Raw genomic sequence first — 22,660 nt, forward strand, 5'->3', positions numbered from 1 at the left:
GTGAATTAAGTAATCCACGGCGCGAACTAAGTAATTCACGACGTGAACTAAGTAATCCGCAGCGTGAACTAAAGAATTATCCGTATCCTTTGGAAGTTTCCGTCGGAAGCAAATAAACAATTAATCGGTATCTATCCATTTATAGAAGAAGAAGACTTATGAAGGTATTATTATTCGACAATTATGATTCATTTACATACAACCTGTTGCATATACTAAAAGAACAGGGAGCAACGGTCGACGTCAGACGCAATGACAAGATCCGGCTGGAAGAAGTCCGGGAATACGACAAAATACTTTTATCACCAGGTCCGGGCATTCCCGAAGAAGCCGGTATCCTGCTACCGCTGATCAAAGAATATGCACCCACGAAAAGTATTTTAGGTGTTTGTCTGGGCGAACAGGCCATCGGACAGGCCTTTGGTGCCCGTCTGATTAACTTGAAAGACGTTTATCATGGCATCGCTTCTCCGATACAGGTAACCGTTCCCGACCCGCTCTTTGCCGGCATGGGCGAAACCTTTACCGCCGGACGTTACCACTCATGGGTAGTCGATCCCACCGATTTGCCTTCGTGCCTCGAAGTAATCGCCAAAGACGCGGAAGGCGGACAAATCATGGGTCTCAGACATAAGACCTACGATGTAAAGGGAATTCAGTTTCATCCCGAATCGGTGCTGACTCCTAACGGCAAACAAATTATTAGTAACTGGTTAAAAGCTTAAAGACATGAAAGATATATTATATAGACTTTTCGAACATCAATATCTCGGAAAAGAAGAATCCCGGCAGATTCTGCAGCAAATAGCCTTGGGAAAGTACAACGACGCACAGATTGCCAGTCTGATCACGGTTTTCCTGATGCGAAACATCTCGGTAGAAGAACTCTGCGGATTCAGGGAAGCTCTGCTGGAAATGCGTAAACCGGTAGATCTGAATGAATACAAACCCATCGATATTGTAGGGACCGGTGGTGACGGCAAGAACACGTTCAACATCAGTACGACTGCCTGCTTCGTCGTAGCCGGTGCCGGTTACAATGTAGTCAAGCATGGAAACTACGGAGCTACTTCGGTAAGTGGAGCCAGTAACGTCATGGAACAGCACGGGGTTAAGTTTACAACCGACATAAACCGCCTCAGACAGTCGTTGGATGTATGTCACATTGCTTACCTGCATGCGCCATTGTTCAATCCGGCGTTGAAAGCTGTCGCACCCGTTCGCAAGAACCTCGGTGTCCGCAGTTTCTTCAATATGCTGGGTCCGCTCGTCAATCCGGTCATTCCGACCTATCAGTTGTTAGGTGTTTACAACTTGCCGCTTCTCCGTTTGTATAACTATACCTATCAGGAAAGCGGTACACGCTTTGCCATTGTTCACAGTCTGGACGGATATGATGAAATATCATTGACAGGCGAATTCAAATTGGCTACGCCGGATAAAGAAAAACTCTATACACCGGAGATGTTAGGTTTCAAGAGATGCCAGGAAGCCGACCTGGACGGAGGAGAAACAGCCGAAGCCGCAGCCCGTATCTTCGATGCCATTCTGGAAGGACATGCGACTGAAGCACAAACCAACTGCGTTATAGCCAACGCTGCTTTTGCCATTCAGGTCATCCATCCGGAGAAAAAGATAGAAGAATGTTTGTACGAAGCTCGTCAATCTTTGGAAAGTAAGCAGGCATTGGCTACCTTTCGGAAGTTTTTGAGCTTAAATCAGTAAATCAATGAAACACGATATTTTAGAAGAGATTGTCGCTCATAAGAAAATTGAACTGCAGCACCAGAAAAAGGCGGTTCCGTTGCATATTATGCTAGGCCTGGCCAGCGAAAATATGGATCGGCCCACCTACTCCATGCGGGAATCGTTAGAGAAATCAGACAGCAGCATCATTGCAGAGTTCAAGAGAAAGAGTCCGTCAAAAGGATGGCTGCACCCGAAAGCTGTGGTTTCAGACATCATCCCCGCCTATCAGGCCAACGGAGCATCAGCCTGCTCCATCCTGACAGACGAGCATTTCTTCGGAGGTTCATTAGGCGATCTGAAAAAAGCCCGCCAGCTGACGACGTTACCGTTGCTCCGCAAAGATTTTGTCCTCGAGAGTTACCAGCTGTTCCAGGCAAAAGCCATGGGAGCTGATGCCGTCTTGCTGATTGCTGCCATTCTGAATCCGGAAGACTGCGAGATGCTTGCCAATACAGCGCATACATTAGGTCTGGAAGTACTCCTCGAAATCCACCGGGAAGAAGAACTGAAATGCCTGAATCCTTACGTCGATATGTTAGGAATCAACAACCGGAACTTGGGATCGTTTGACACACAAGTCAATCACTCCCTCGATTTGCTCCCGGCTGTACAAGCCTACTTACAAAAGGAAAAGGTATACACGCCGTTGCTGATTACCGAAAGTGGCATTCGCGACCCCAAGGATGTAATCCGTCTGCGTCAGGAAGGATTCCGGGGCTTTCTGATTGGAGAGACCTTTATGAAAACTGAAAATCCGGGTGAAACTTTACGAAGCTTCATCCAAACATGTACGAGTCATGCTGATTAAAGTTTGTGGCATGCGCCAGGCTGCCAATATACGCGATGTTGCCGCCTGCGGCATTCAATGGATGGGATTCATCTTCTATCCAAAGTCTCCGCGGTATTTCCAGGAGACAAGCATTGAACTCCCGGATAACATCCGTAAAGTCGGCGTCTTTGTCAATGCCGATTCGGCAGAAATGCTACCTATATATAATAGGTATAAGCTGGATTATCTCCAGCTGCACGGGAACGAATCGCCGGAGTTATGCCAAGAGCTTCGGGAGAAAGGATACAGAATCATCAAAGCAATCTCTGTCTCTACCGAAGAAGACATCCGCAAAACCGAAGCCTATGAACCGGCAGTCGATTACTTTCTGTTCGATACCCGCTGCACAGGTTATGGAGGTTCCGGACAAGCCTTCGACTGGTCCGTGCTGAAGCATTACAAAGGTCAGACACCTTTCCTGCTCAGTGGAGGAATCCGCCTCGAGCTGCTTCCGCAACTGCTCCGTTTCAGTCATCCGCAACTCATCGGATTCGACCTGAACAGTGGTTTTGAGTCAGCGCCCGGTCTTAAAGACGCGACACGTATTCAATCATTTATCAACCAATTAAAACAAACAAACGTATGAACCGAATTAATCAATTATTTCAAGATAGAACAAAACCGGTACTTTCCATTTATTATCCGGCCGGTTATCCCAACTTAAATGACACAACGACCGTTCTGCATACCTTGCAGCAGAAAGGTATTGACCTGGTAGAAATCGGTATTCCTTTTTCAGATCCGATGGCCGACGGTCCTGTCATTCAGGAAGCTTCTACCAAGGCACTACGCAACGGTATCAGTCTGCGGTTACTTTTCCAGCAAATAAAAGACATCCGTAAAGAAGGCATTACCATGCCTGTTATTCTGATGGGTTATCTGAATCCGATCATGCAATTCGGCTTTGAACCCTTCTGCCAAACCTGTGCTGAAATCGGAATAGACGGTATTATCATTCCGGATCTTCCTTTCGCCGATTACCTGGAAAACTACAAACCGGTTGCCGACCAATACGGTCTGAACATGATCATGCTGATTACTCCCGAAACATCCGATGAACGCATCCGCCAAATCGACGAACATACCGACGGATTCATCTACATGGTATCCAGCGCCGCTACGACAGGTATGCAAAAAGACTTTGAGTCACAAAAGCAACATTACTTCAAACGGATCAAGGAACTGAAGCTAAAACATCCGTATCTGATCGGTTTCGGCATCAGCAACAAGGCCACTTACGACGCTGCTACCCAAAATTCGTTCGGAGGCATTATCGGAAGTAAATTTGTTCAGCTCCTAAAGACAGAACCCAGCATTGATGCGGCAGTCGACAAACTACTTCAAGCCATCCACACAGACTGTTAAAGGCAGAAGCTTTTTCAATAGATAAACAAATCCGGTAAAAGTACTCTATCACAGGAGCTTTTACCGGATTATCGGTTTATAAAGGAAGAAAAATCCTCTACCAATGATAAATTTTCCTTCAGAAAGTTTGCACAATCAAAAATAATCCTTACCTTTGCACCGCAATTGAGAACAAAACGATTGCAATACATGTTGGAAACGACTGGAGAGATGGCAGAGTGGTCGATTGCGGCGGTCTTGAAAACCGTTGAACTGAGAGGTTCCGGGGGTTCGAATCCCTCTCTCTCCGCTGAAACCTAAGACATTAGGTAGTCAAATTAAGACAAGTCCCGTAAAATCAACGTTTTACGGGACTTTTTCTATTTATCCGGTGGACAACCGAAAGACATTAAAATGCCCACTTCAGACAAAGTTCCGTTACTAAATCGTTACTAAAAAATAGCCTATAAAAATAGTAACGATTTTCGATGTAAGTCCTTGATTTGTCGCTCATTGACGTTCAAATGTCTGCTTGTAACCCAATTATTAATTATTCCTTTGCAGAGGGAAGTCATTACACCCACTGTAACGGAGCTAAATTAAAAAAGGATATGAGTAAGAGTACATTTAAGATTCTATTCTATCTAAGAAAGAATCAGGTAAACAAAGACGGAACAGTTTGTATTATGATTCGTTTGTCACTTAACGGTGAAATCACACAGTTCAGTTCTAAACTGAGCGTGAAGCCGGATGCCTGGGATACAGTTTTGGGCAAGGCGAAAGGAAATACACAGAAAGCCCGCCAGTTGAATGAAACATTGGAGGACATCCGTGCTTCGCTGAAAAACCACTACCGGGATATTGAAGTGCATGAGTCATTCGTAACGGTAGAAAAAATACGCAATGCGTTTTTGGGAATAACGGCGAAACAAAGAACACTGCTGGAACTTTTCAAGAAACACAATGAGGATGCAAGAAAACTGGTCGGCATCAGCAAGACTCCTGCTACCCTCGCGAAATATGACCGCTGCTACCGGAGGCTGGAGGAATTTATGAAAGTGAAATACAATATTTCGGATATATCACTGAAGGAAATCGGCCACATGTTCATTACGGACTTCGAGAACTATCTGAGAACGGAAAGCAAATGCAATGAGAATACTACGGCAAAATTCATGCAGACGTTCAAGATGATTGTAATCATCGCCAAAAACAACGGTTGGATTTATACTGACCCGTTTTCAAATTATAAAATCAGACTGAAACGTGTGGACAGGGGCTATCTGACGGATGCGGAACTGCAAAAGATAATGAAGAAGAAGTTCCCGACTAAAAGACTGGAACAGGTACGGGACGTGTTCCTGTTCTCCTGTTATACGGGATTGTCATATGTGGACGTGAAGGAACTGAAGGCAAGCGACATCAGAATCTCGTTTGACGGGAAGCCGTGGATCATGACGCACCGTCATAAGACAGATACTCGGTAAACGTACCGCTGCTGAAGATACCGCAGGCGATACTCCAGAAATATGAAGGTCAGTTGCTGCCTGTGCTGAGCAATCAAAAACTTAATTCATACTTAAAAGAGATTGCGGATTTGTGCGGTATAAATAAAAATATTACCTTCCACCTGGCTAGGCATTGTATCTTTTCTTATTTATTGAAAATAAAGAACTTACAAAGTACATTTATAGACTAAGGTAACGATTTAGAAACGAGCTAATTTACATTTTCTTCCTTATTCTGCATCATTCAAAAAACGTATATTTGCATGTGTAAAGTTACATTTTTCTGTTCTGTAAACAAAATATTTGGCTATATATTCTTCAAATAAAAAGAGTCATATCATTTCGAAAGACCTAATACGACCCTTTTTTATATTTATTAAAATATATAGCTTTTTATATTGATTTATATTTTAATATTGCTTCAAGTGTAAGTATTTATACAATAAAAGTTTAAACATCTAATAAATTCCTTTTAATCTACATATTCTAAAATACCATTATTATCACTTATTATTTGTTTGAATATTCCATGATTTTCCATATAGTTCCATTCCCCCTGGTGCTATATTTAAAACTGTACATTTTTTTAATATATCAACAGTTCTTTTAGAAAATGAATTGATATGATCAAATGCTATAAATACTTGTTTTGATTTGAAAGAGGCATAATTCATAATAATGTTATCTATAGTATCATCTTCAATGTTCTTAAAAAGAATTGTATCATGAATAACAAAAGGCAAATCTGTTAGATGTAGAAAACTCAAATCTGTTAAAATTGTACTTTTGTATTTAGAGCCAGCCCCCGTGTCATTGGGTATAAAGAAATCGTATGAAGATTCATGTAATGCAAATTGAGGTGAGTTTTTTCGCGGACTAACGCTCTCACTTAGTGCAGATAATTCATTGTTTAATTGTTGTTGAATATCAGTTAGTACCTTATGGATCATTACTGAAAAATTTTCCGCAGCTGTTTTTTTATCCTGATTATATTGATTATATTTATCGGAATCTTCAATGTTTTTAATTAGTTTATCTTTTTGCGTTTTCAGCTTTATTAAGTTATCAACAGCCAAGGATACAGCATTTTTGCTATTTAAAATACTCTCAATATCTTTATTCAGATGCTCCATTTGAATATTATAATCAGATATGAGATTTTTACATGTTTTTATTTCTGAAATAATTTTTGTTTTTAATATTCCTATTAACCGTTCATGAAAATCATTTATTTTATCTACTTCTTTAATATTTATAGTTGGAAAATAAATAGATAATTGCGTTGTATCAACAACACATTTTTCTTTTGATAAATTTAAGCTCCTCTCCAATCTATAAAGTTTATATTTTTGCTTTGACAATAATGTTTCAAGTATATGCTGTTGCTGTTTTTGAATAGAGATCGCTTCCAATTGCTGATTACTTAAATTAACAGACATACTGGACAATTGAGAAGTAATACTTTCAATCCCTGTATTACATATTTCTATTTCACGTTCTTTTTCTATTCTGTCTTTTTTTGAAAGTGTTTGACTAACAAGTTTCATACCTTGAGCAGATTTAAACGTCTTCAAACGCCTTGCTGTTTCTTCTTTAACCAATTTTTGTTCCTCTACATCATCAAATTTATCAAATATTTTAAGAACACGAATAATTGATTTATTTCCAGCTTCACCTGTTATTAAATCCAAAGGTTTCTTTTCATTTAGGTTTTCTTTTCCATAAATACGAGAAAAAAGACTAACATAATCTCGGAAAGAAAGGGAATTATGACTTATTTTATAATTTCGCAACAGAAAAGAATAAAATTTTTCAATGGAATATTCTTCTATTACCTCATATTGATCATTACAAACATAAATAGTATTTGGTGTAGATGTATTCCTTTTAAAATAATATCCTATTCCATTAAAAACGTGACAGAAAAATATATCATGATGACCTACATTAGTCAAAATGTCATCCTGTCTGGCATAAGTAAATCCACCAAAAGCAAAATCTATAACTAATAAAGCACTAGATTTTCCTATTGAATTTGAAGCATTTTCATCACCTGAAATTACATTGAGACCATTATGCAGATATATAGTCTTTTGAGCAAATTGCTCGCATTTTATTTCTTTTAACATATCGTTCTAATTATTTGATTTTCATCTATGGATATATAAGAAATCGCATAAAGATTTGTCATGGCCTCAACAAATTCTACAACATCCATAGTATGAGATACTGAATTTTGTAATTGAATGCATGAAATACCATCAGTAGGTATTAATTTAACAATTTCAAGCATAGACATTAATATACTATCTTTTACAGGTATTAGCTTACTTGGAAAGTTCTTCATAAATTTCACAATCTTGGACAAAAAATGACACCATAATCTGACAAGCTTCTACATCACAGCCTGTCTTACGTTCAAACCAATTTGTCATTTGTTTATAAATTTCTTTTTTATCTAATCCTTTATCTCTTAACATACAATATGCATGTCTAATATTGAAAGCCATAGTGTCAAAACTAAACGATCCATAAGGTAAATTTGAAAATTCTTGCCTTATAAATGTAAAGTATAATAAGACTTCATTTTCGATTCTTCGTCGCATTAACATATATTTATCTTCTATCTTTTCTGAGACTTTCAAAGCGTTATACTCCAATTTTTCTAATTCTCCTATTTCAGAATCAGAAATAATGCCAAGTCTATTAATGATTTTTGAAATTTCAGATTCTATATTTTTATCGGCAATAAGTTTTTTTGCTTCTAATGCTCTATGTTTTGCAGCTTTTAAATCAAACATCTCATTATACAATTCAACGCTTTTATTATCATCATAAAATTTGTGACAATTATGGCACAAAGCTATTTTGTTTAATGGATCTTCTGAATTAACTCCTGCTGTCCGTACATCTCTCAACATAACTTTTTCCGCAGGAGTTGGACTATTAGGAAACACATGAGCTATCTCACAACCCTTAACATATCTACCCGCTTTAGTTATAGAAAATGGAGCTCCGCATTTAGGACAACAGCTATCAACTTCCTCTAAATATAGGTAATATTCAGATGGTGTTGGATTCCTTCTATCAATGCAATATGTATCAAAATTAACCATATATATTCTTGCAAATTTATTTTAACTTCTGTCATCTGTGTTTCTAACAGAATCATATTTTACCATAAATTTTAATACACCTTGTTTTACATTGAAATAATCAACCATATCATCTACAATTGGTATAAAAATCTTATTCTTAGTGATAATAGTTGTTGTTGGGATTGTTTTAGCTCCTTTTACATTATCTCCAAGAGGCTTATCTAAATCCAACTGATAATATAGAGTTAGATTATTTGATGCATGTGTAAAAAAGAAAATAACACGATGCATACTCCAAATTACATTGGTAGTGTGCGGTTGATAAAAGAATTCTGCATAATCTCTATATAACTTATCAGACAAAGAAAGGAACAACTTAATATTATTCAAATCATGATTAATAGCATCAGTTCTTAACACTTTAAAGTCTATATTTTTGTCTAATCGCATAATGGGAGGCATAGGCATACAAGGATCGATATCATTATTTAATGAATTAACTTTAGGTTCGATATGCTCTCCTAGTACATCTGAAACACTACCTACACTTCGTGCATTTACTTCTTGTTTTTGCTTTTGTTTATTAGCACGAGCTACATTTATAATATCCTGCATGCTCCTTTTACCAGCAAGATAATCACTCATCATATCTTCTACATCTCCAAGATCTCCATTTTCAATAGTGAAAAGTTCTCGCTTCTTTTGAAAGTAAGCAAACAATGCATCTGCCCCTTCCTTTGTTGCAGAAGGAAGAAAATTGGAAAATCTAGGATATAATCTAGTTCTTACCATATCTTTTATAAACTGCTCAAAAAGTGCATAATTATCTTTATATACAGTTTTTAGATAATCAAACTCAGTTGAAGAACGTGAAAAAAGTATGTGAATAATACCGTCCTCTTCTTGTAGGTAAATAGATAAGTTATGACTAATATCTGCATATGACAACTTGAAATTACTTAATGAGTAGTCATCCTCTATAACCATACGCGTTCTCATTAAAATTGCAATTTCTGCAGATTCCAATTCGAGATCATTGTATATTTTTTTTATACGTACATCATCTTTTATTTCAGGAATTGACTTTTGTATCAAAACTTGTTGCTGAATATGTGCACGATTATAATCATTACTAAATGTCAGAATTATATTTGAATTATCTTTTAAAGCTTCTAATGCATCTTTACTGTTACCTTTAAAGTAATATACAGTTTTACCATCTATTACTTTTTGTACATCTTTCAATTTAATACTTACTTCAGTTTTACCAACAGGTATTTCAATGAATCCAGCTAAATCATATCTTCTGTTACTTCTAATATAAGCATGCAATTCACGTGAATTATTCGCCATTGGATGCTTCGCTATTTCATTAGCTACTATATCATCTGCAATTCTAATAATCTTTGATACAAAAGAAGTACTTTCTCTACTAACAGCTTCTCTACCAGCTGTTGGCACTAAAGTAAGAAGATTCACAATTCCATTTAAATGAAATGTTGAATTAACTGCAATTGGTGCCAAGCCAAAGGAGTTTCTCAATCCAAATAAAACCGTATCTGATGCTTTTAAGCAAATATCACCTTCTATTTTATAATGATTATAAATGATGTTTGTTATTTTACATTGTGGTAATATTGGTACACCATTATTAAGAATTACTCTATAATCAAACTCAAATGAAGTATTTTTATAATGTAAGACATTACTATCTACACAATTTGCACTTATAGTTAAATCATACGAATCTTTACTAATTAAATCATCATTCAAATATACAGGAACTGATAGATAACAGACATATGGTTTAAGGTAATTAAGAGCTTTTTCTTTTGTTAAAATAAAGTCAGTAGATATTGTTACAATAACGGTTGTACCATAATCAGAACGTTGTTCCTTGCTTTCTGATATATAAATACAATTATTTGTAAGAGATAAATCTGCCTTTTTAACGCCAGAAGTCCATGTAATATCTGTACCATATAATCTAGATTCAACTTTCAACTCTGTACAAACTCCAAAATTAGCCATTGCACCAACACCAAACGTTCCAACAACTCCTGCCGCCCGTGCTTCTGGATTATTTTTACCACTGGAACCTGCCGTCCAATAATGACTTTTCAAACCCTTATCATCCATGCCAATTCCATTGTCATAAATTGAAAGAGTATGACCATCTATCGTAATACGAATTTCAGGATTTTTGAAATTAGAATCTTTATGACGTCTCTGTAGAATTGCATCATAAGCATTCTGTACATTCTCTCGGAGTAAAGAGAGTGGTGAATCATATATTTGTGAGCACAAAAGATCCAAAACATGATCAATTTGTACGTTAAATGGTATATCGCTCATAATATTATCTAATTTTCTCAGCTTCTTCAATTAATAAATCAATATTCAAATTTTTAATGCCATCTTTTTTCACTTCATCAACAATTTTATCAAAAGAAGACCAATCACGCGCTTCAAGACAAGCTCCCAAAATAGAGATTTTCTGAGAAATTGTCTGTGGCACAAACTTAATATTGTATATTTCATCGTTACTTAACTCTTTTAAGAACTCATCTATAAACTTGTTAGCCGAAGTTTCTTTATCACGAATAGAGATAAGATTCCTTATTGCATTTTTATAATCTTTACCCTCTTTTGCAAGTTCTATATTATCTGATAAAATTTTTATATAGTCAATCTTGGGCAAACTAAACTCCATTAAATAAGACTCTTTGCTATTTATCTGTTTCCTTCCCCACGACGGAATATCCCATCCAGTTTCATCTTCTCTAACATGTAATGTAACATTTACTTTTTCATCGCTTTGCTCTATTTCTAAAATATTGTACTGGCAATGTGTTCCTTCAGGCATAGTTTTACCACGTCCATACAAACAACCAGAACTGATCAAAGTCATTTGACCTTGCTTAAAAATATCATGATATTGATATAGAGCTTCGGTATGGTGTTGATGTCCATACAAGCCTAATTGTATATGGAAATCCATAAGACTATGAAGAATCCTTGGATCTAAATAGTTAGTTTGAGTTGGTATTCCAGATATATTATGATGCCATACACCGACAATGAATCTACCATATTTGTATGCCTTTGACAATTGGGGTTGAGATTGCGCAATTGCATTAGTGTTTATTGCTCCAATCTGATTTAGATGATCAATTCTATAGCAACTATTAAATGTTGCAAATGCAATATTATATTGGGGTAAATCTATGACTAAGTTTAACATATCACAATCATCTATAGTGCGAATACCGTCATAAAACCGATTATAAAATTCAATAAAAAATTTAAAGCGAGACACGTATTCAGCCATATTATTGATAAAGTAGAAACAAAAATCATTCCAACTCCAACGATAATTAGGATCACCATTTAGATATCGTCCTTTTGCTTCTTCTCTTAAGTCTTCTGGTATTGCTTCCATACTTCTAATTGTTGCTCCCCTATAGATATCATGATTTCCTGGAACAATAATTATCCTAGATTTATCACCTTTAAGAAAATGCTTAACCAATCTGTTTAGAAAGCATTCGACTTCCTCATATTGCTTTATTATTTTTTCTTCAGCACCATCTCCATTGGCTCCCTCAGCTAAATCACCACTGACTACAATTATTTCAGGTTTAGGTATATCTCGATCATATAAATCCGCATCATTACATAGAGACGCAAACAAATGGTCAAAATTATTGTTTTCACCTTTATGTAAATCAGATATATGCAAAATCGAATAATGTATATTCATTTTGAATCTTATTTTGTTTCTAATATGTTTCTTCTACTATATATTCTAATTAATTTTCTGATTTCTTATCACACTATTAGTTGATTTTAGGAAAACAGAAAAACAATCAAATACATATTAATGTAATAGATTACTTATACTTTGTAAATCTTCATATTACATGTGTGTTCTCTGTATGCAAAAGTAACATATAAATAGCTTATTTAGAAATAAAAGTCCAGCTTTTTAACCTCTACAGACCCAATTTTTGGAAAGTGAATTTTCCGTAAAGACATCATCATCAATAAATTGACGACCATGTTCCTACTATTGCATAAGCATAGAAAAGGGCTTTGCGTCACGCCTGAACCATGTTCAGACTGATGATGCAAGGCCCCTTTCTTTTTTTTGCTTATGCCACAAGCGGTGCTTTTACGGCTGTTACCTGTTGATTTTCTTTTTTTGTCGGTTCCTCTAATCGAAAACGGAAGTCATGGGTAACCACACCTTCCATAAATGAAAAGTGCCATTACCCATGACGGCAAACCGGAAAGAAAATTGCAACCGCATAACTAAACAGGTTTAGCCACACGGTTGCAACATACTTTCTTGGAATGTTTGCCGGTTTCACGTTTTCTCCGTATCCCTTCTTTTTGAGATTTCCTTTCTTTCTTTTCCCGAAACATTTCATATCCAATATGCCTCCATATCCGTTTACCTCCATTTTGATGGTCTTTCAGGCAGTCGCATCAGGTGGATCGTTCCCGTTCTGGGTGCAAAGGTAAATCCAGGATTGGGATGCTCAATGGTTTTTAGAAAAAATCTCCAGCCCTACGGGTAGTATTTTTTCTTTGAAAACCCTTGCTCTACCCACTCCCTACCTTTTTTGAAGCACCCGAAACGAAAACGACCGAAGCGACAGAAAGACGCATTAAAAAAAATGTCGGATAAACGGGAGGCATATAAGGTTGGAAACTCAACTCCCTCAGCTCTCGAATCCGCATTAAAAATAAAAACAAATGGATATGGAAGCAGCAGTAGCAACAAAATTCGTGAAGTGGGAAGTTCCGACATTGGAAAGCCTACATGAGTGTAAGGTTTACAGACTTCGTATGAAAGTGAACAATGGCGAGGTGCTGAACAGAGAGGAAAAGAATTGGATAACCGAAAAGGTAAACGGCAATACCTATTTCAAAAGTGCGATACCATTGCAAGGATGGCGGTTTGACTTCTCCGACATACTGAGGACATTCCTTGTAAGCCAGTACGGACAATGGAGAGAATACAAGGCTATGGACAAGACGGCACTCCGTAAGATATTGTACGGAAGAATTGACAGAATTGTAGAACTTGACAAACGACACCCAAAATGACAGCAGCAATGAACATAAGACAGACAGCGCAATCCATTGGACTTGCAGTATTCGCATTTCTGTTGCGCTGTTTCCTTTGGATAGTCAATATCCTTTGGTACATCATCAGAGAAATAGTCTGTGGAGTATTCCGAATGGTTATCAATGTAATGGTATTCATCATATTCCTCATTGCCATTTTCGGCTTTCTCCTATGGCTACTGACACTTTGAATTAACTCCCAAAAGCATAACATTATGAAACGATACAGCAAGACAGCAGCGCAGCAATGCAGATTTTACGAGGTGGACAACATCTTTGAGTATATGGTGGAAACCTACATCAACGGCAACCATTCAACCCTAAGAAGGCTATACCACGAACTCAACAAGGAAGCGAGAAAGGACTTTATCGGTTTTCTTTTGGTGGAATGTCCTCCACAATACCACACGGAGATTTTACAAGAGATTGTCTGACCACATAAAGGAACGGATATGAACAGGACAACGGAAAAGATACCCACATGGAGTTTAGCCTACATCATCAATGGTGATGTAACCACACTCACAGACGATGAAGTTCAGACAATAGACAGATGGATGAAGCAATGGCAAGTACAAGATGTTTCACCCCCCACAGATGAAGAAGGGAACGCACAGCCTTATTTCACCCATTACCCCCTTTTCGGACTTCCCACAGAAGTGGAAGATTGCGAGATACTTTATTTGAACGACAACCCGACTAAAATTTGAGATTATGATGAAAGGAACAGACCATTTCAAACGAACCATACAGATGTTTTTGGAGCAGAGAGCAGCGGAAGATGAACTATTCGCCAAAAGCTACCGCAACCCAGCCAAGAACATAGACGATTGTGTCACATACATTCTGAACTATGTGCAGAAAAGTGGTTGCAACGGCTTTTCAGACGGAGAGATATACGGACAAGCCATTCACTATTACGATGAAAACGAGATTGAAGTAGGCAAGCCTATACAATGTCAAGTAGTTGTAAACCATGTGGTGGAACTGACAGAAGAGGAAAAGCAGGAAGCAAGGAGAAAGGCGGTTGCCCAATATCAGCAGATGGAACTCCAAAAGCTACAGAACCGCAACAAGCCGACAGCGAAAAAAGAAACACAAGTCCAACCCTCATTATTTGATTTTTGATATGAAACCGAGAACACGCATACAGAAAGAGGTAGTCCGTTTGTCAAGCGGACTGCCCGAACTGACAGACAAGCAGAAAGCATACGCTTTTGAACATTGCTTCAAGCATCATGCCTACCGCACAAAAGGCGGAACTATCACTTGTTCGGAATGTGGACATCGTTGGAAAGGCGGACACACTCTTGCGGAAACTATATGTGGCTGTAGCTGTCCCCTTTGCGGAAAGGAACTTGAAATGCTTGATACCCGAAAGAGAGTTTTCAGGGACAGCACATATTATGAAATCATTACGACCCGAAAAGGCTATCAAGTGTTGCGCTACTTTATGGTAAGTGTAACATGCAAGGTGGGACAGAAGGCAGAGTATTCCATTCGGGAGGTGGTGCAGTGGTGGATTGCCCCAAACGGAAAGACCGAGGTTATTGCCCGACTGAGAGCCATGCACACGATGTACTATGACTTTTGGACTGAATGGAGCGATATGGAATTGCGCAGCAACAAGATGCTGAAAGCATACAACATAGACGCATACAAGACTTATCCGGCAATGCGCATCATTCCCGAATTAAGGCGGAACGGCTTCAAGGGAGCATTCCACAAACTGACCCCATACGAATTTTTTACCGCCATTCTGACGGACAGCAAAAAGGAAACATTGCTTAAAGCGGGACAGACAGAAATGTTCAGATATGCCGTCATTTCAAATGTCAATTTGCATGAATATTGGAACTCCATAAAAATCTGTATCCGAAACGGCTATCATATTGCAGATGCCTCCATGTGGTGTGACCTTGTAAGACTGCTCCGACATTTCGGGAAAGACACCCACTGCCCAAAATATGTTTGTCCGACAGACTTGAAAAAGGCACATGACCGACTTGTCAGAAAACGTGAAGAACAGATTGAAAGGGAAAGAGCGGAGCAACGCAGGGAGCAGTTGGTCAAGGACGAAAAGAATTATCTGAAGTCCAAAGGCAAGTTTTTCGGACTTGTGTTTACCGACAACCTTATTCTTGTAAAGGTCATTGAGAGTGTGGCGGAAATGCAACTTGAAGGAAAACTGATGCACCATTGTGTGGGAAGCTATCACAAGAGGACAGACTCCCTTATCCTATCCGCAACCATTAACGGCAAACGCATTGAAACGGTAGAGGTTTCACTGACAACATTCAAGGTGGTACAGAGCAGAGGTGTATGTAATTCCAATACCGAATACCACGACCGCATAATCAGCCTTGTAGAGAGCAATGCCGAACTTATCCGCAAACGGATGAGTGCTTGATTTATAGACTTCAAAATATACATGATATGGAAATAAAGATAGAAAACATACTGATATTATGGGACGAGAAAGTTACCGACATCTTTGTCAGTCTGATAAACACCTTGTCCTTGAGTTTCAGTGAAAAGGAAATCCGCAATTCAATGGCGAAACTTTCAGAAAACGAGAACTTCGGAAGGCTGTTCGCCTACGGCTTCGGAGCGCATCACCTTTGGGTAGCCCAAAGGATGATAACCAACCCTGAAAAGGTAATGGAGAACCGACTGCTGATTGTTGAATTTTAACCGATACAGATATGGCAAAATATGTAGTAAATACAAGATTTGTATTTTCGGGAGTGTTCGAGGTAGAAGCCGATAGCAGAACGAAAGCAAGAGAACTCGTAATGAAAGAGTGCGGTTTGGTAATGGGCGGAAACATTCACACCACATTGGATGATGAAGAAGTGGACTGGGATTTCGATACCCACCCCGAAAAAGAAATAGGAAAGATAACCATTAAAAGGAAATGACCATGACAACAAGAATGACCATCAACGGAGTAAGTACCTGCCAGACGGCAGGTACTGAGAAGTACGAAAAGTACCAAACGACTATCAGACGGAAAAGAACAACCCTTTTCCAATATGACTACCGACACACGGACGGAGAACTTTTCTCCTGCGTGAGACCGACATTGGAGGAGTGCAGACACCTGCGTGACGAATGGATAAAAGGAAAGGAGGACAGATTATGACAGCATACTATGATACTTTGATTGTGACATTCAGCGACCCTATCGGAATTTTGGATATGATGTGTACCGATACTTGTGATGTGGCAACACTAAAGGAGTGGATAGAGAGCTACGAAAGTACAAGAATGACCCCGATAAGCGAACATACGGCAGTCATCACTTCAGAATACAACATGGTGCATGTGGTGGAATGGCTCAGAAAATATACCCCCATTGCCGAAATGAAAGAATACTAAAGGTGTGGCGGTACACAATACCGCCCGCACCCGAAACAGACAACCCATAAAAAAGAAAGAGCATGAAATACTATTTTATATTGACAGACAGCAGGGACGCATGGATGCAGTTCGTTTACCTCCCTACGGGAGATTATGTGTCCGGCTATATCCGTGACTTGCGGAGTGTGGGAATATCCGTACATGACTATGACCTTTGGACGGAGGAAACACGACCCATTGCCGAGCGCACATTGGAACATATAAGGCAGAGCATGAACGTATAAAAAAATCGGGTGGCAAAAGCCATCCATTGGCAATAACTTAAATTCATATACAGATGATAGCGAATACAATCTTACAGCAGTTGGGCGGTCATGGATTTACCGTCATGACGGGAAGCCGTAACTATATCAATTTGGGCAACGGACTACAAATGAGCCTTGCAAGGAACAAGACGTCAGCCAACAGACTGAAAATCATATTGGACGAGGATACGGATACATACACCATGTATTTCTATCGTCAGACACTGACGAAGTATGCGGACATCAGGGTCAAGGAGATAGCCAAATACGAGGGAGTGTACTTTGATATGCTCCAGCAGATTTTCACGGATATAACGGGACTTTACACCCGACTTTAGGCAGAGGCGGCGAGAGCCGCCCTACTTTCTTTCGGTGAGCAGAAGGCGGACAAAGAAAGTAGCAAAGAAACCGCTGTTCCCATCTCCAATAATATGAAAGAGGTTGTTTCATTGAAACAACCTCTTTTTAGCTTTTAGCAAAGCAGTCCAGCAATAAATGCCAAGACTACTTCTATCACCTTGGCAAACTCATTTTCTGAAATTTCAAATTTCATAATCACAAGATGTTAAGGTTATGTTTATCCGGACTTCTCCGTACCACTAATCTATACTTAGGTGCTTAGTGGCTTACACACCTAAAATCTAAAACTATATATACTAAAACTGTGCCAATTATATAATGACAATTATTTTATGCCATTTTGTCAGTTTTTACGGTTCATACAGCAGCAAAAACTCCATCTTCCGTCGCCGCTCTATCGAGCGGATTTTCCGCCCCTTGTAGTGGCAGTAGGATATATACTCCTTATAGATGTCCCTGTCACCGGCTTCCAGCTTTCGGATCAGCTTGCTTTTGGATATCTTTCCGCTGCCCAAGAGCCGGAACGGTCCCACATTATAAGCTAATGTACCCAGGAGCAGCGAATCCTTTCCCAGATGCCGGAACATGGCGCAGAACTTCCGAAGGTCTTTCCGCAGCAGCTCGTCAGCCTGCTGTCTTGTCATGGTGCGTGCCGAGTATTTCTCGCCCGGCTGGAGGCAATGCCCCCAGCCGACATAAGGATGGTTCTTTTCCGAGTGCCAGCCCTCAAAATAGCGTACACACAAAAATGCCCTCTCAAATTCCGGCAACCTGAAAATCCTTGCTTCCTTGGCTGTTTCCCTTTCAGGTTCCTGTGCCGACAAAGTGCAGCCCAACGAAAGGAAACAGAGCAGTAACAACATCCTGTACCTCATTCACGGATTTGTTTGGAAGTGGACGGACTGACGGCTGGCACACTGTCGCTTTCCGTTTCTGAAGTGTTGGAGTTGTTGAAATCAAACTCCATTTCATGGGAGTTGCCGAAGTTATCCTCCACGACCACTATGAAATTCTGTGTTTCATCGCATTGCGAGGTGTAGTACAGACGGAACTTCTCGTTCTCCAGCAGGTAACATATGTACCAATATTCTTCTCGAAAAGAATCCACTCTTCCGCATGTGAGAGCTGTTCCCAGCTCAAGTAACCGCTCAGATGGTTTCGGTATTGACGTTCAAGCAGCTCTCCGTTTACACCGAAGAGAAAACCTAAAAGCTTGCAGCTTACCGGAAGTGTATCAATATAGTTCTTTTAAAAAAGACGCAAAATCATGCGTCATACGGCAGCCCTCAGCGACCAGTTTCCAGTTACGGCTTACATAGCGTCCATCATCCTTAACAATCCATCGGCGACGTCGGATGTTCAGGAAAAGTTTCTTGCCACGTATCGGGAAGTCCTGAACCACTACCGGGTCATAAAATCCCTTGCTTTCCACTTTCATATTCGAGTATTCACTGGGAACCTCATTTTTCTCTTCCAGGAAAATGATAATGTCGGTACTACTTTCCTTTACATCAGAGATGATGAAATAATCCAATGTCCCTTCCGGAAGAAGGAGACGATAACCGTTGGTTTCCATAACTGATAATGATTTGTTGTTGGCAAAGATACGATTTTATCGAATTTACCCCTCATATTTTTACGTTGATCCGCATTTAATATGTTTTCATTTTTTATTGACAAACTAGTGTTGCCACTTCCATTTGTTACGTTAATAATGGTAGAAGTCCGTTTCAATCAGTCTTATCAAGACTGATTGGAGTAATCGGTTCATTTCCGTTATTATCGCTTTAACAAACAGTCACATGATAAAAAGAATCGGGTTGATAAGTTTTTATTCATCATGGCTATGTGTTATTGTTTCTTTATCATAAATTCCAATTTTTGAAGTCCTATTTTGTGAACATTGGCAAGGATGAGCGCATAACCAAGTTCTTCGCCTGACTTCATAGATTGGGTAATATGGACTTAATTGGAGGTCCTGAGAAAACCTAATGAGCAGATACAACAATAGCAGCCCACGCTATAGCGTGAGAACCACTATGCTATCTTTGCTCATTTGAAAATTTCTCAGGTTTCCAATTACAAGATAAGCATAACGCTTCTTCATATTTTAATATGTCCTGAAAAGAGTTGCCTCTATTCAAATACAAAATTAGTTATTTAATTGATAAAAGAGCATTATATTAAACATATTCTGCATAACTCAAAAACAAAAGATAAAAAGTACGCCTTGCCTATCTAGTAACTCTCATGGTAGTCAAACTCACCCATACAGTTTTTCTTATCAATAATTACCAAACAATCCTTTTCAGTTAAAGAAACTCAAATTTAATTTATCCAATTGATTTATTCGCCTTTCTTTTATTTCTTTAGATATCTTTTGTTGGTGCACTTTTCAGTTAGTAGAATGTGTACTTTTTATTTGGTATTTACAAAATAAGGGAATTAATGATGGCTAAAATATACAAACCCAAGTCTCTGCAGGAGTTGAAGGAGTTAGTGAACGACAAAAGCGTTCATCTCGGTGATATTGACACTTCCCTGATTACGGATATGACAGAGCTGTTTAAAGACTCAAAACGTAAAAACTTCGACGGACTTGAAACATGGGACACCTCAAACGTGACCACAATGAAGGGAATGTTTTATAGGGCGAAATATTTCAACCATCCCATTGGGGACTGGGATGTTTCGAAGGTGGAGGATATGACATTCATGTTTTGCGAAGCACCGGCCTTCAACCAACCACTTGAGAAATGGAACGTCTCGAATGTCCACTGTATGAATTCCATGTTCGCTTGGGCGTACAGCTTCAACCAGCCAATTGAGCGCTGGGACGTCTCAAACGTATATAACATGAAAGCGATGCTGTATTTCGCAAAGAGTTTCAATCAGCCACTTAACGCTTGGAATGTCTCAAAGGTTTATACCATCACATGCATATTGGGTGGTGCGAAAAGCTTTAACCAGCCGCTCGACAAATGGGATACATCAGGAATCCAAGAAATGGCGTACGCTTTCTTCGAATGTTATGAGTTCAACCAGAATATCGATTCGTGGGATACGTCGGAGGTCACATATATGGATGGAATGTTCGACGGTGCAAAAAACTTCAACCAACCGCTTAACTCGTGGAAGACGGGCAATGTAAAATTTATGAGGCGTATGTTCCAAGGGGCGTCGAGCTTCAATCAGCCGCTCGACAAATGGGATGTAAGCCGTGTTGAAACAGCAGAAATGATGTTCAAGAACGCGACGAGCTTCAACCAGCCTCTCGATATGTGGCAGATATCGAGAGACTGCGATATCAACGACATGTTCCTGAACGCTCCGTGCTTCTCCGACGTCAAGATTTTGACGCTCAACTTCGCTCATACCAACAAAATGAGATACCGCGAGTATCTGAAAGAAGTTCTCGGAAGATTCGACGCTGCGCAGGTGTACGCCGAGCTCTTGGGTTACAGCGATAAGCACACGGCGAAATATAAGCGCGAGCTTGAAGCTGCTCATCCGGAACTGAAAGGCCCAATCCACGCCGTTACGGGAACGGGAAAGTACAAACCTCGCTCAAAACCAGAGTTGATAGAGCTATTGAATATGGGCATTCAAATACCGCTTGATAAGATTGATACGTCGTGCATAACCGACATGGAAGGTCTCTTTCAATACTCTAAGAGCAGAGACTTTACCGGTATCGAGACGTGGGATACGTCAAATGTCGTAACGATGAAGAACATGTTTGCCGGCGCGGAATACTTCAACCACAACATAAGCGGCTGGGATGTCTCAAACGTACGGGATATGTCGCACATGTTCGATGGGGCGAGAAGATTTAATCAGCCGTTGAACGATTGGAATGTATCAAATGTGCAGAACATGTACGAGATGTTTGCCTGGGCGAGAACATTTAATCAGCCACTGAACAATTGGAACGTCTCGAACGTGCAGAATATGTCTCGCATGTTCGCCTGGGCATCCAAATTCAATAAGCCGTTGAACGATTGGAATGTCTCGAATGTACAGAACATGTTTGAGATGTTTTATTACGCGGAAAAATTCAATCAGCCTTTGAATAATTGGAATGTTTCTAATGTACAGAATATGTGCCGTATGTTCGGCGGGGCAGAAAAATTCAACAAGCCGCTGAACGATTGGAACGTCTCGAACGTGCAGAACATGCTCGAGATGTTTTACAACGCGTCAAGCTTTAATCAGCCACTGAACAATTGGGACGTTTCAAATGTGCGGAATATGTCTCTCATGTTTTACGGTGCATCTAGTTTCAACAAGCCTGTCGGCTCGTGGAACGTTTCCGCCGTTACGAATATGATGCAGATGTTCAACGGGGCAGAAAAATTTAATCAACCCCTGAATGATTGGAACGTATCGAACGTGCAGGACATGAGCAAGATGTTTTGTAATGCGTCGAGCTTTAATCAACCTCTGAATAATTGGAATGTTTCAAACGTCAAGAATATGACACAGATGTTCGATGGGGCGGAAAAATTTAATCAGCCGCTGAATGAATGGGACGTCTCGAACGTGCAGGACATGAGCAAGATGTTTTGTAAAGCATCGAGCTTTAACCAACCACTGAACGATTGGAATGTATCGAATGTCGAGAATATGGTACAGATGTTCGACGATGCGTCGAGTTTTAACCAGCCGCTCGACCACTGGAACATGTCGAAAGTCAAAGATATGACCTGTATGTTCTACGGTGCAACCTCGTTCCGGCAGCCAATAACAGCATGGAAGCTGCGCGGTCAGTCTACGAGGGGTATTTTCCTTGATTTGCCTGACTATCGCGATATGGAATCACGCGTCATGTGCCTTGCTGCGCTTGACGGGAACAACCGGGAATACGAACTTCAGGAGATGATAGAAATATTAGGAGAGAAGGAAGTTCAGGACGCGCTGCGGCTTTATGGCGCGAAATATGGTCTTAATGAGTATTTACAAAAATAA

The 22,660-nt window shown here is 39.5% G+C and carries 24 protein-coding genes, 1 tRNA gene and 2 pseudogenes; 19 read left to right on the top strand and 8 right to left on the bottom strand.

Features of this window, described 5'->3' with window-relative positions; all coding sequences use genetic code 11:
• Window positions 1-158 precede the first annotated feature (158 nt).
• The 7 genes and pseudogenes from NEE14_RS06840 to NEE14_RS06870 all read left to right on the top strand — a co-directional run bounded on the left by NEE14_RS06840 (window position 159) and on the right by NEE14_RS06870 (window position 5,621).
• The gene (locus NEE14_RS06840) at window positions 159-725 is read left to right on the top strand and encodes an anthranilate synthase component II (RefSeq protein WP_251968646.1); all 567 of its coding nucleotides are present in this window, start codon (window positions 159-161) and stop codon (window positions 723-725) included.
• Between the two features lie 4 nt (window positions 726-729).
• Window positions 730-1,725 (top strand): anthranilate phosphoribosyltransferase, encoded by a 996-nt coding sequence (trpD, locus tag NEE14_RS06845; RefSeq protein ID WP_251968645.1) that lies wholly within the window; start codon window positions 730-732, stop codon window positions 1,723-1,725.
• Window positions 1,726-1,729: 4 nt separating this feature from the next.
• Window positions 1,730-2,557: an indole-3-glycerol phosphate synthase TrpC gene (gene trpC, locus NEE14_RS06850; RefSeq protein ID WP_251968644.1), complete on the top strand. Its 828-nt coding sequence runs from the start codon at window positions 1,730-1,732 to the stop codon at window positions 2,555-2,557.
• A complete protein-coding gene (locus NEE14_RS06855; RefSeq protein WP_251968643.1) occupies window positions 2,547-3,164 on the top strand; it encodes a phosphoribosylanthranilate isomerase in 618 nt (205 codons plus the stop codon). Before trpC ends, NEE14_RS06855 begins: the two co-directional genes overlap by 11 nt.
• On the top strand, window positions 3,161-3,943 hold the full coding sequence (gene trpA, locus NEE14_RS06860; RefSeq protein WP_251968642.1) for a tryptophan synthase subunit alpha: 783 nt from the start codon (window positions 3,161-3,163) through the stop codon (window positions 3,941-3,943). Before NEE14_RS06855 ends, trpA begins: the two co-directional genes overlap by 4 nt.
• Window positions 3,944-4,147: 204 nt before the next feature.
• A tRNA-Ser gene (locus tag NEE14_RS06865) sits at window positions 4,148-4,232 on the top strand.
• 301 nt (window positions 4,233-4,533) lie between these two features.
• Window positions 4,534-5,621, top strand: a pseudogene (locus tag NEE14_RS06870) (phage integrase SAM-like domain-containing protein).
• Window positions 5,622-5,933: 312 nt separating this feature from the next.
• On the opposite strand, the gene NEE14_RS06875 reads toward NEE14_RS06870, so the two are convergent.
• From NEE14_RS06875 to NEE14_RS06895, 5 genes are read right to left on the bottom strand one after another with little or no spacing between them, the layout of a single operon-like run.
• The gene (locus NEE14_RS06875; protein WP_251967936.1) at window positions 5,934-7,559 is read right to left on the bottom strand and encodes a DUF2326 domain-containing protein; all 1,626 of its coding nucleotides are present in this window, start codon (window positions 7,557-7,559) and stop codon (window positions 5,934-5,936) included.
• Window positions 7,553-7,777 (bottom strand): ABC-three component system middle component 7, encoded by a 225-nt coding sequence (locus tag NEE14_RS06880; RefSeq protein WP_338578824.1) that lies wholly within the window; start codon window positions 7,775-7,777, stop codon window positions 7,553-7,555. The genes NEE14_RS06875 and NEE14_RS06880 overlap by 7 nt, the downstream gene beginning before the upstream one ends.
• Window positions 7,758-8,546, bottom strand: coding sequence for an ABC-three component system protein (locus NEE14_RS06885; protein WP_251967937.1), 789 nt, complete (start codon window positions 8,544-8,546; stop codon window positions 7,758-7,760). The genes NEE14_RS06880 and NEE14_RS06885 overlap by 20 nt, the downstream gene beginning before the upstream one ends.
• A gap of 21 nt (window positions 8,547-8,567) precedes the next feature.
• The gene (locus tag NEE14_RS06890) at window positions 8,568-10,883 is read right to left on the bottom strand and encodes an ATP-binding protein (RefSeq protein WP_251967938.1); all 2,316 of its coding nucleotides are present in this window, start codon (window positions 10,881-10,883) and stop codon (window positions 8,568-8,570) included.
• Between the two features lie 4 nt (window positions 10,884-10,887).
• Window positions 10,888-12,291, bottom strand: a complete 1,404-nt coding sequence (locus NEE14_RS06895) for a metallophosphoesterase (protein ID WP_251967939.1) — start codon at window positions 12,289-12,291, stop codon at window positions 10,888-10,890.
• A gap of 1,004 nt (window positions 12,292-13,295) precedes the next feature.
• Here NEE14_RS06895 and NEE14_RS06900 point away from each other — a divergent pair.
• From NEE14_RS06900 to NEE14_RS06955, 11 genes are all read left to right on the top strand, one after another.
• On the top strand, window positions 13,296-13,643 hold the full coding sequence (locus NEE14_RS06900; protein WP_013619458.1) for a hypothetical protein: 348 nt from the start codon (window positions 13,296-13,298) through the stop codon (window positions 13,641-13,643).
• A gap of 236 nt (window positions 13,644-13,879) precedes the next feature.
• Complete coding sequence (locus NEE14_RS06910; RefSeq protein WP_013619456.1) at window positions 13,880-14,098, top strand: hypothetical protein; 219 nt, start codon at window positions 13,880-13,882, stop codon at window positions 14,096-14,098.
• Between the two features lie 18 nt (window positions 14,099-14,116).
• Window positions 14,117-14,374, top strand: coding sequence for a DUF6926 domain-containing protein (locus NEE14_RS06915; protein WP_251967940.1), 258 nt, complete (start codon window positions 14,117-14,119; stop codon window positions 14,372-14,374).
• 7 nt (window positions 14,375-14,381) lie between these two features.
• The gene (locus tag NEE14_RS06920; RefSeq protein WP_022217992.1) at window positions 14,382-14,792 is read left to right on the top strand and encodes a PcfK-like family protein; all 411 of its coding nucleotides are present in this window, start codon (window positions 14,382-14,384) and stop codon (window positions 14,790-14,792) included.
• Window position 14,793: 1 nt separating this feature from the next.
• On the top strand, window positions 14,794-16,074 hold the full coding sequence (locus NEE14_RS06925; protein WP_251967941.1) for a PcfJ domain-containing protein: 1,281 nt from the start codon (window positions 14,794-14,796) through the stop codon (window positions 16,072-16,074).
• A 26-nt stretch (window positions 16,075-16,100) separates the two neighbouring features.
• Entirely contained in the window at window positions 16,101-16,358 is a 258-nt protein-coding gene (locus tag NEE14_RS06930; RefSeq protein ID WP_251967942.1) for a hypothetical protein, read from the top strand.
• Between the two features lie 11 nt (window positions 16,359-16,369).
• Window positions 16,370-16,585 carry a hypothetical protein gene (locus tag NEE14_RS06935; protein ID WP_072541306.1) on the top strand — a complete coding sequence of 72 codons (216 nt, stop codon included), beginning with the start codon at window positions 16,370-16,372 and terminating at the stop codon, window positions 16,583-16,585.
• Window positions 16,586-16,587: 2 nt separating this feature from the next.
• Window positions 16,588-16,809: a DUF3873 domain-containing protein gene (locus tag NEE14_RS06940; protein WP_072543831.1), complete on the top strand. Its 222-nt coding sequence runs from the start codon at window positions 16,588-16,590 to the stop codon at window positions 16,807-16,809.
• Window positions 16,806-17,045, top strand: coding sequence for a DUF6956 domain-containing protein (locus tag NEE14_RS06945; RefSeq protein WP_205112214.1), 240 nt, complete (start codon window positions 16,806-16,808; stop codon window positions 17,043-17,045). Before NEE14_RS06940 ends, NEE14_RS06945 begins: the two co-directional genes overlap by 4 nt.
• A 62-nt stretch (window positions 17,046-17,107) precedes the next feature.
• Complete coding sequence (locus tag NEE14_RS06950) at window positions 17,108-17,311, top strand: hypothetical protein (RefSeq protein ID WP_204482179.1); 204 nt, start codon at window positions 17,108-17,110, stop codon at window positions 17,309-17,311.
• A 53-nt stretch (window positions 17,312-17,364) separates the two neighbouring features.
• On the top strand, window positions 17,365-17,670 hold the full coding sequence (locus NEE14_RS06955; RefSeq protein WP_251967943.1) for a hypothetical protein: 306 nt from the start codon (window positions 17,365-17,367) through the stop codon (window positions 17,668-17,670).
• A 372-nt stretch (window positions 17,671-18,042) separates the two neighbouring features.
• On the opposite strand, the gene NEE14_RS06960 is transcribed toward NEE14_RS06955, so the two are convergent.
• The 3 genes and pseudogenes from NEE14_RS06960 to NEE14_RS06975 form a co-directional block, all read right to left on the bottom strand.
• Window positions 18,043-18,567, bottom strand: coding sequence for a glycoside hydrolase family protein (locus NEE14_RS06960; RefSeq protein ID WP_251967944.1), 525 nt, complete (start codon window positions 18,565-18,567; stop codon window positions 18,043-18,045).
• Window positions 18,564-18,764: pseudogene (locus tag NEE14_RS06965) on the bottom strand (TraQ conjugal transfer family protein); the annotation flags it as partial. The pseudogene NEE14_RS06965 and the gene NEE14_RS06960, both read right to left, overlap by 4 nt.
• A gap of 162 nt (window positions 18,765-18,926) precedes the next feature.
• Window positions 18,927-19,268, bottom strand: a complete 342-nt coding sequence (locus NEE14_RS06975) for an ISAon1 family transposase N-terminal region protein (protein WP_251967945.1) — start codon at window positions 19,266-19,268, stop codon at window positions 18,927-18,929.
• An 872-nt stretch (window positions 19,269-20,140) separates the two neighbouring features.
• Between NEE14_RS06975 and NEE14_RS06980 the strand changes: the two genes are divergently transcribed.
• Window positions 20,141-22,660 carry a BspA family leucine-rich repeat surface protein gene (locus NEE14_RS06980; protein ID WP_251967946.1) on the top strand — a complete coding sequence of 840 codons (2,520 nt, stop codon included), beginning with the start codon at window positions 20,141-20,143 and terminating at the stop codon, window positions 22,658-22,660.

Origin of the sequence: Parabacteroides sp. AD58, from assembly GCF_023744375.2 — a bacterium.
In the GTDB taxonomy this organism is placed as follows: Bacteria; Bacteroidota; Bacteroidia; order Bacteroidales; family Tannerellaceae; genus Parabacteroides; species Parabacteroides absconsus.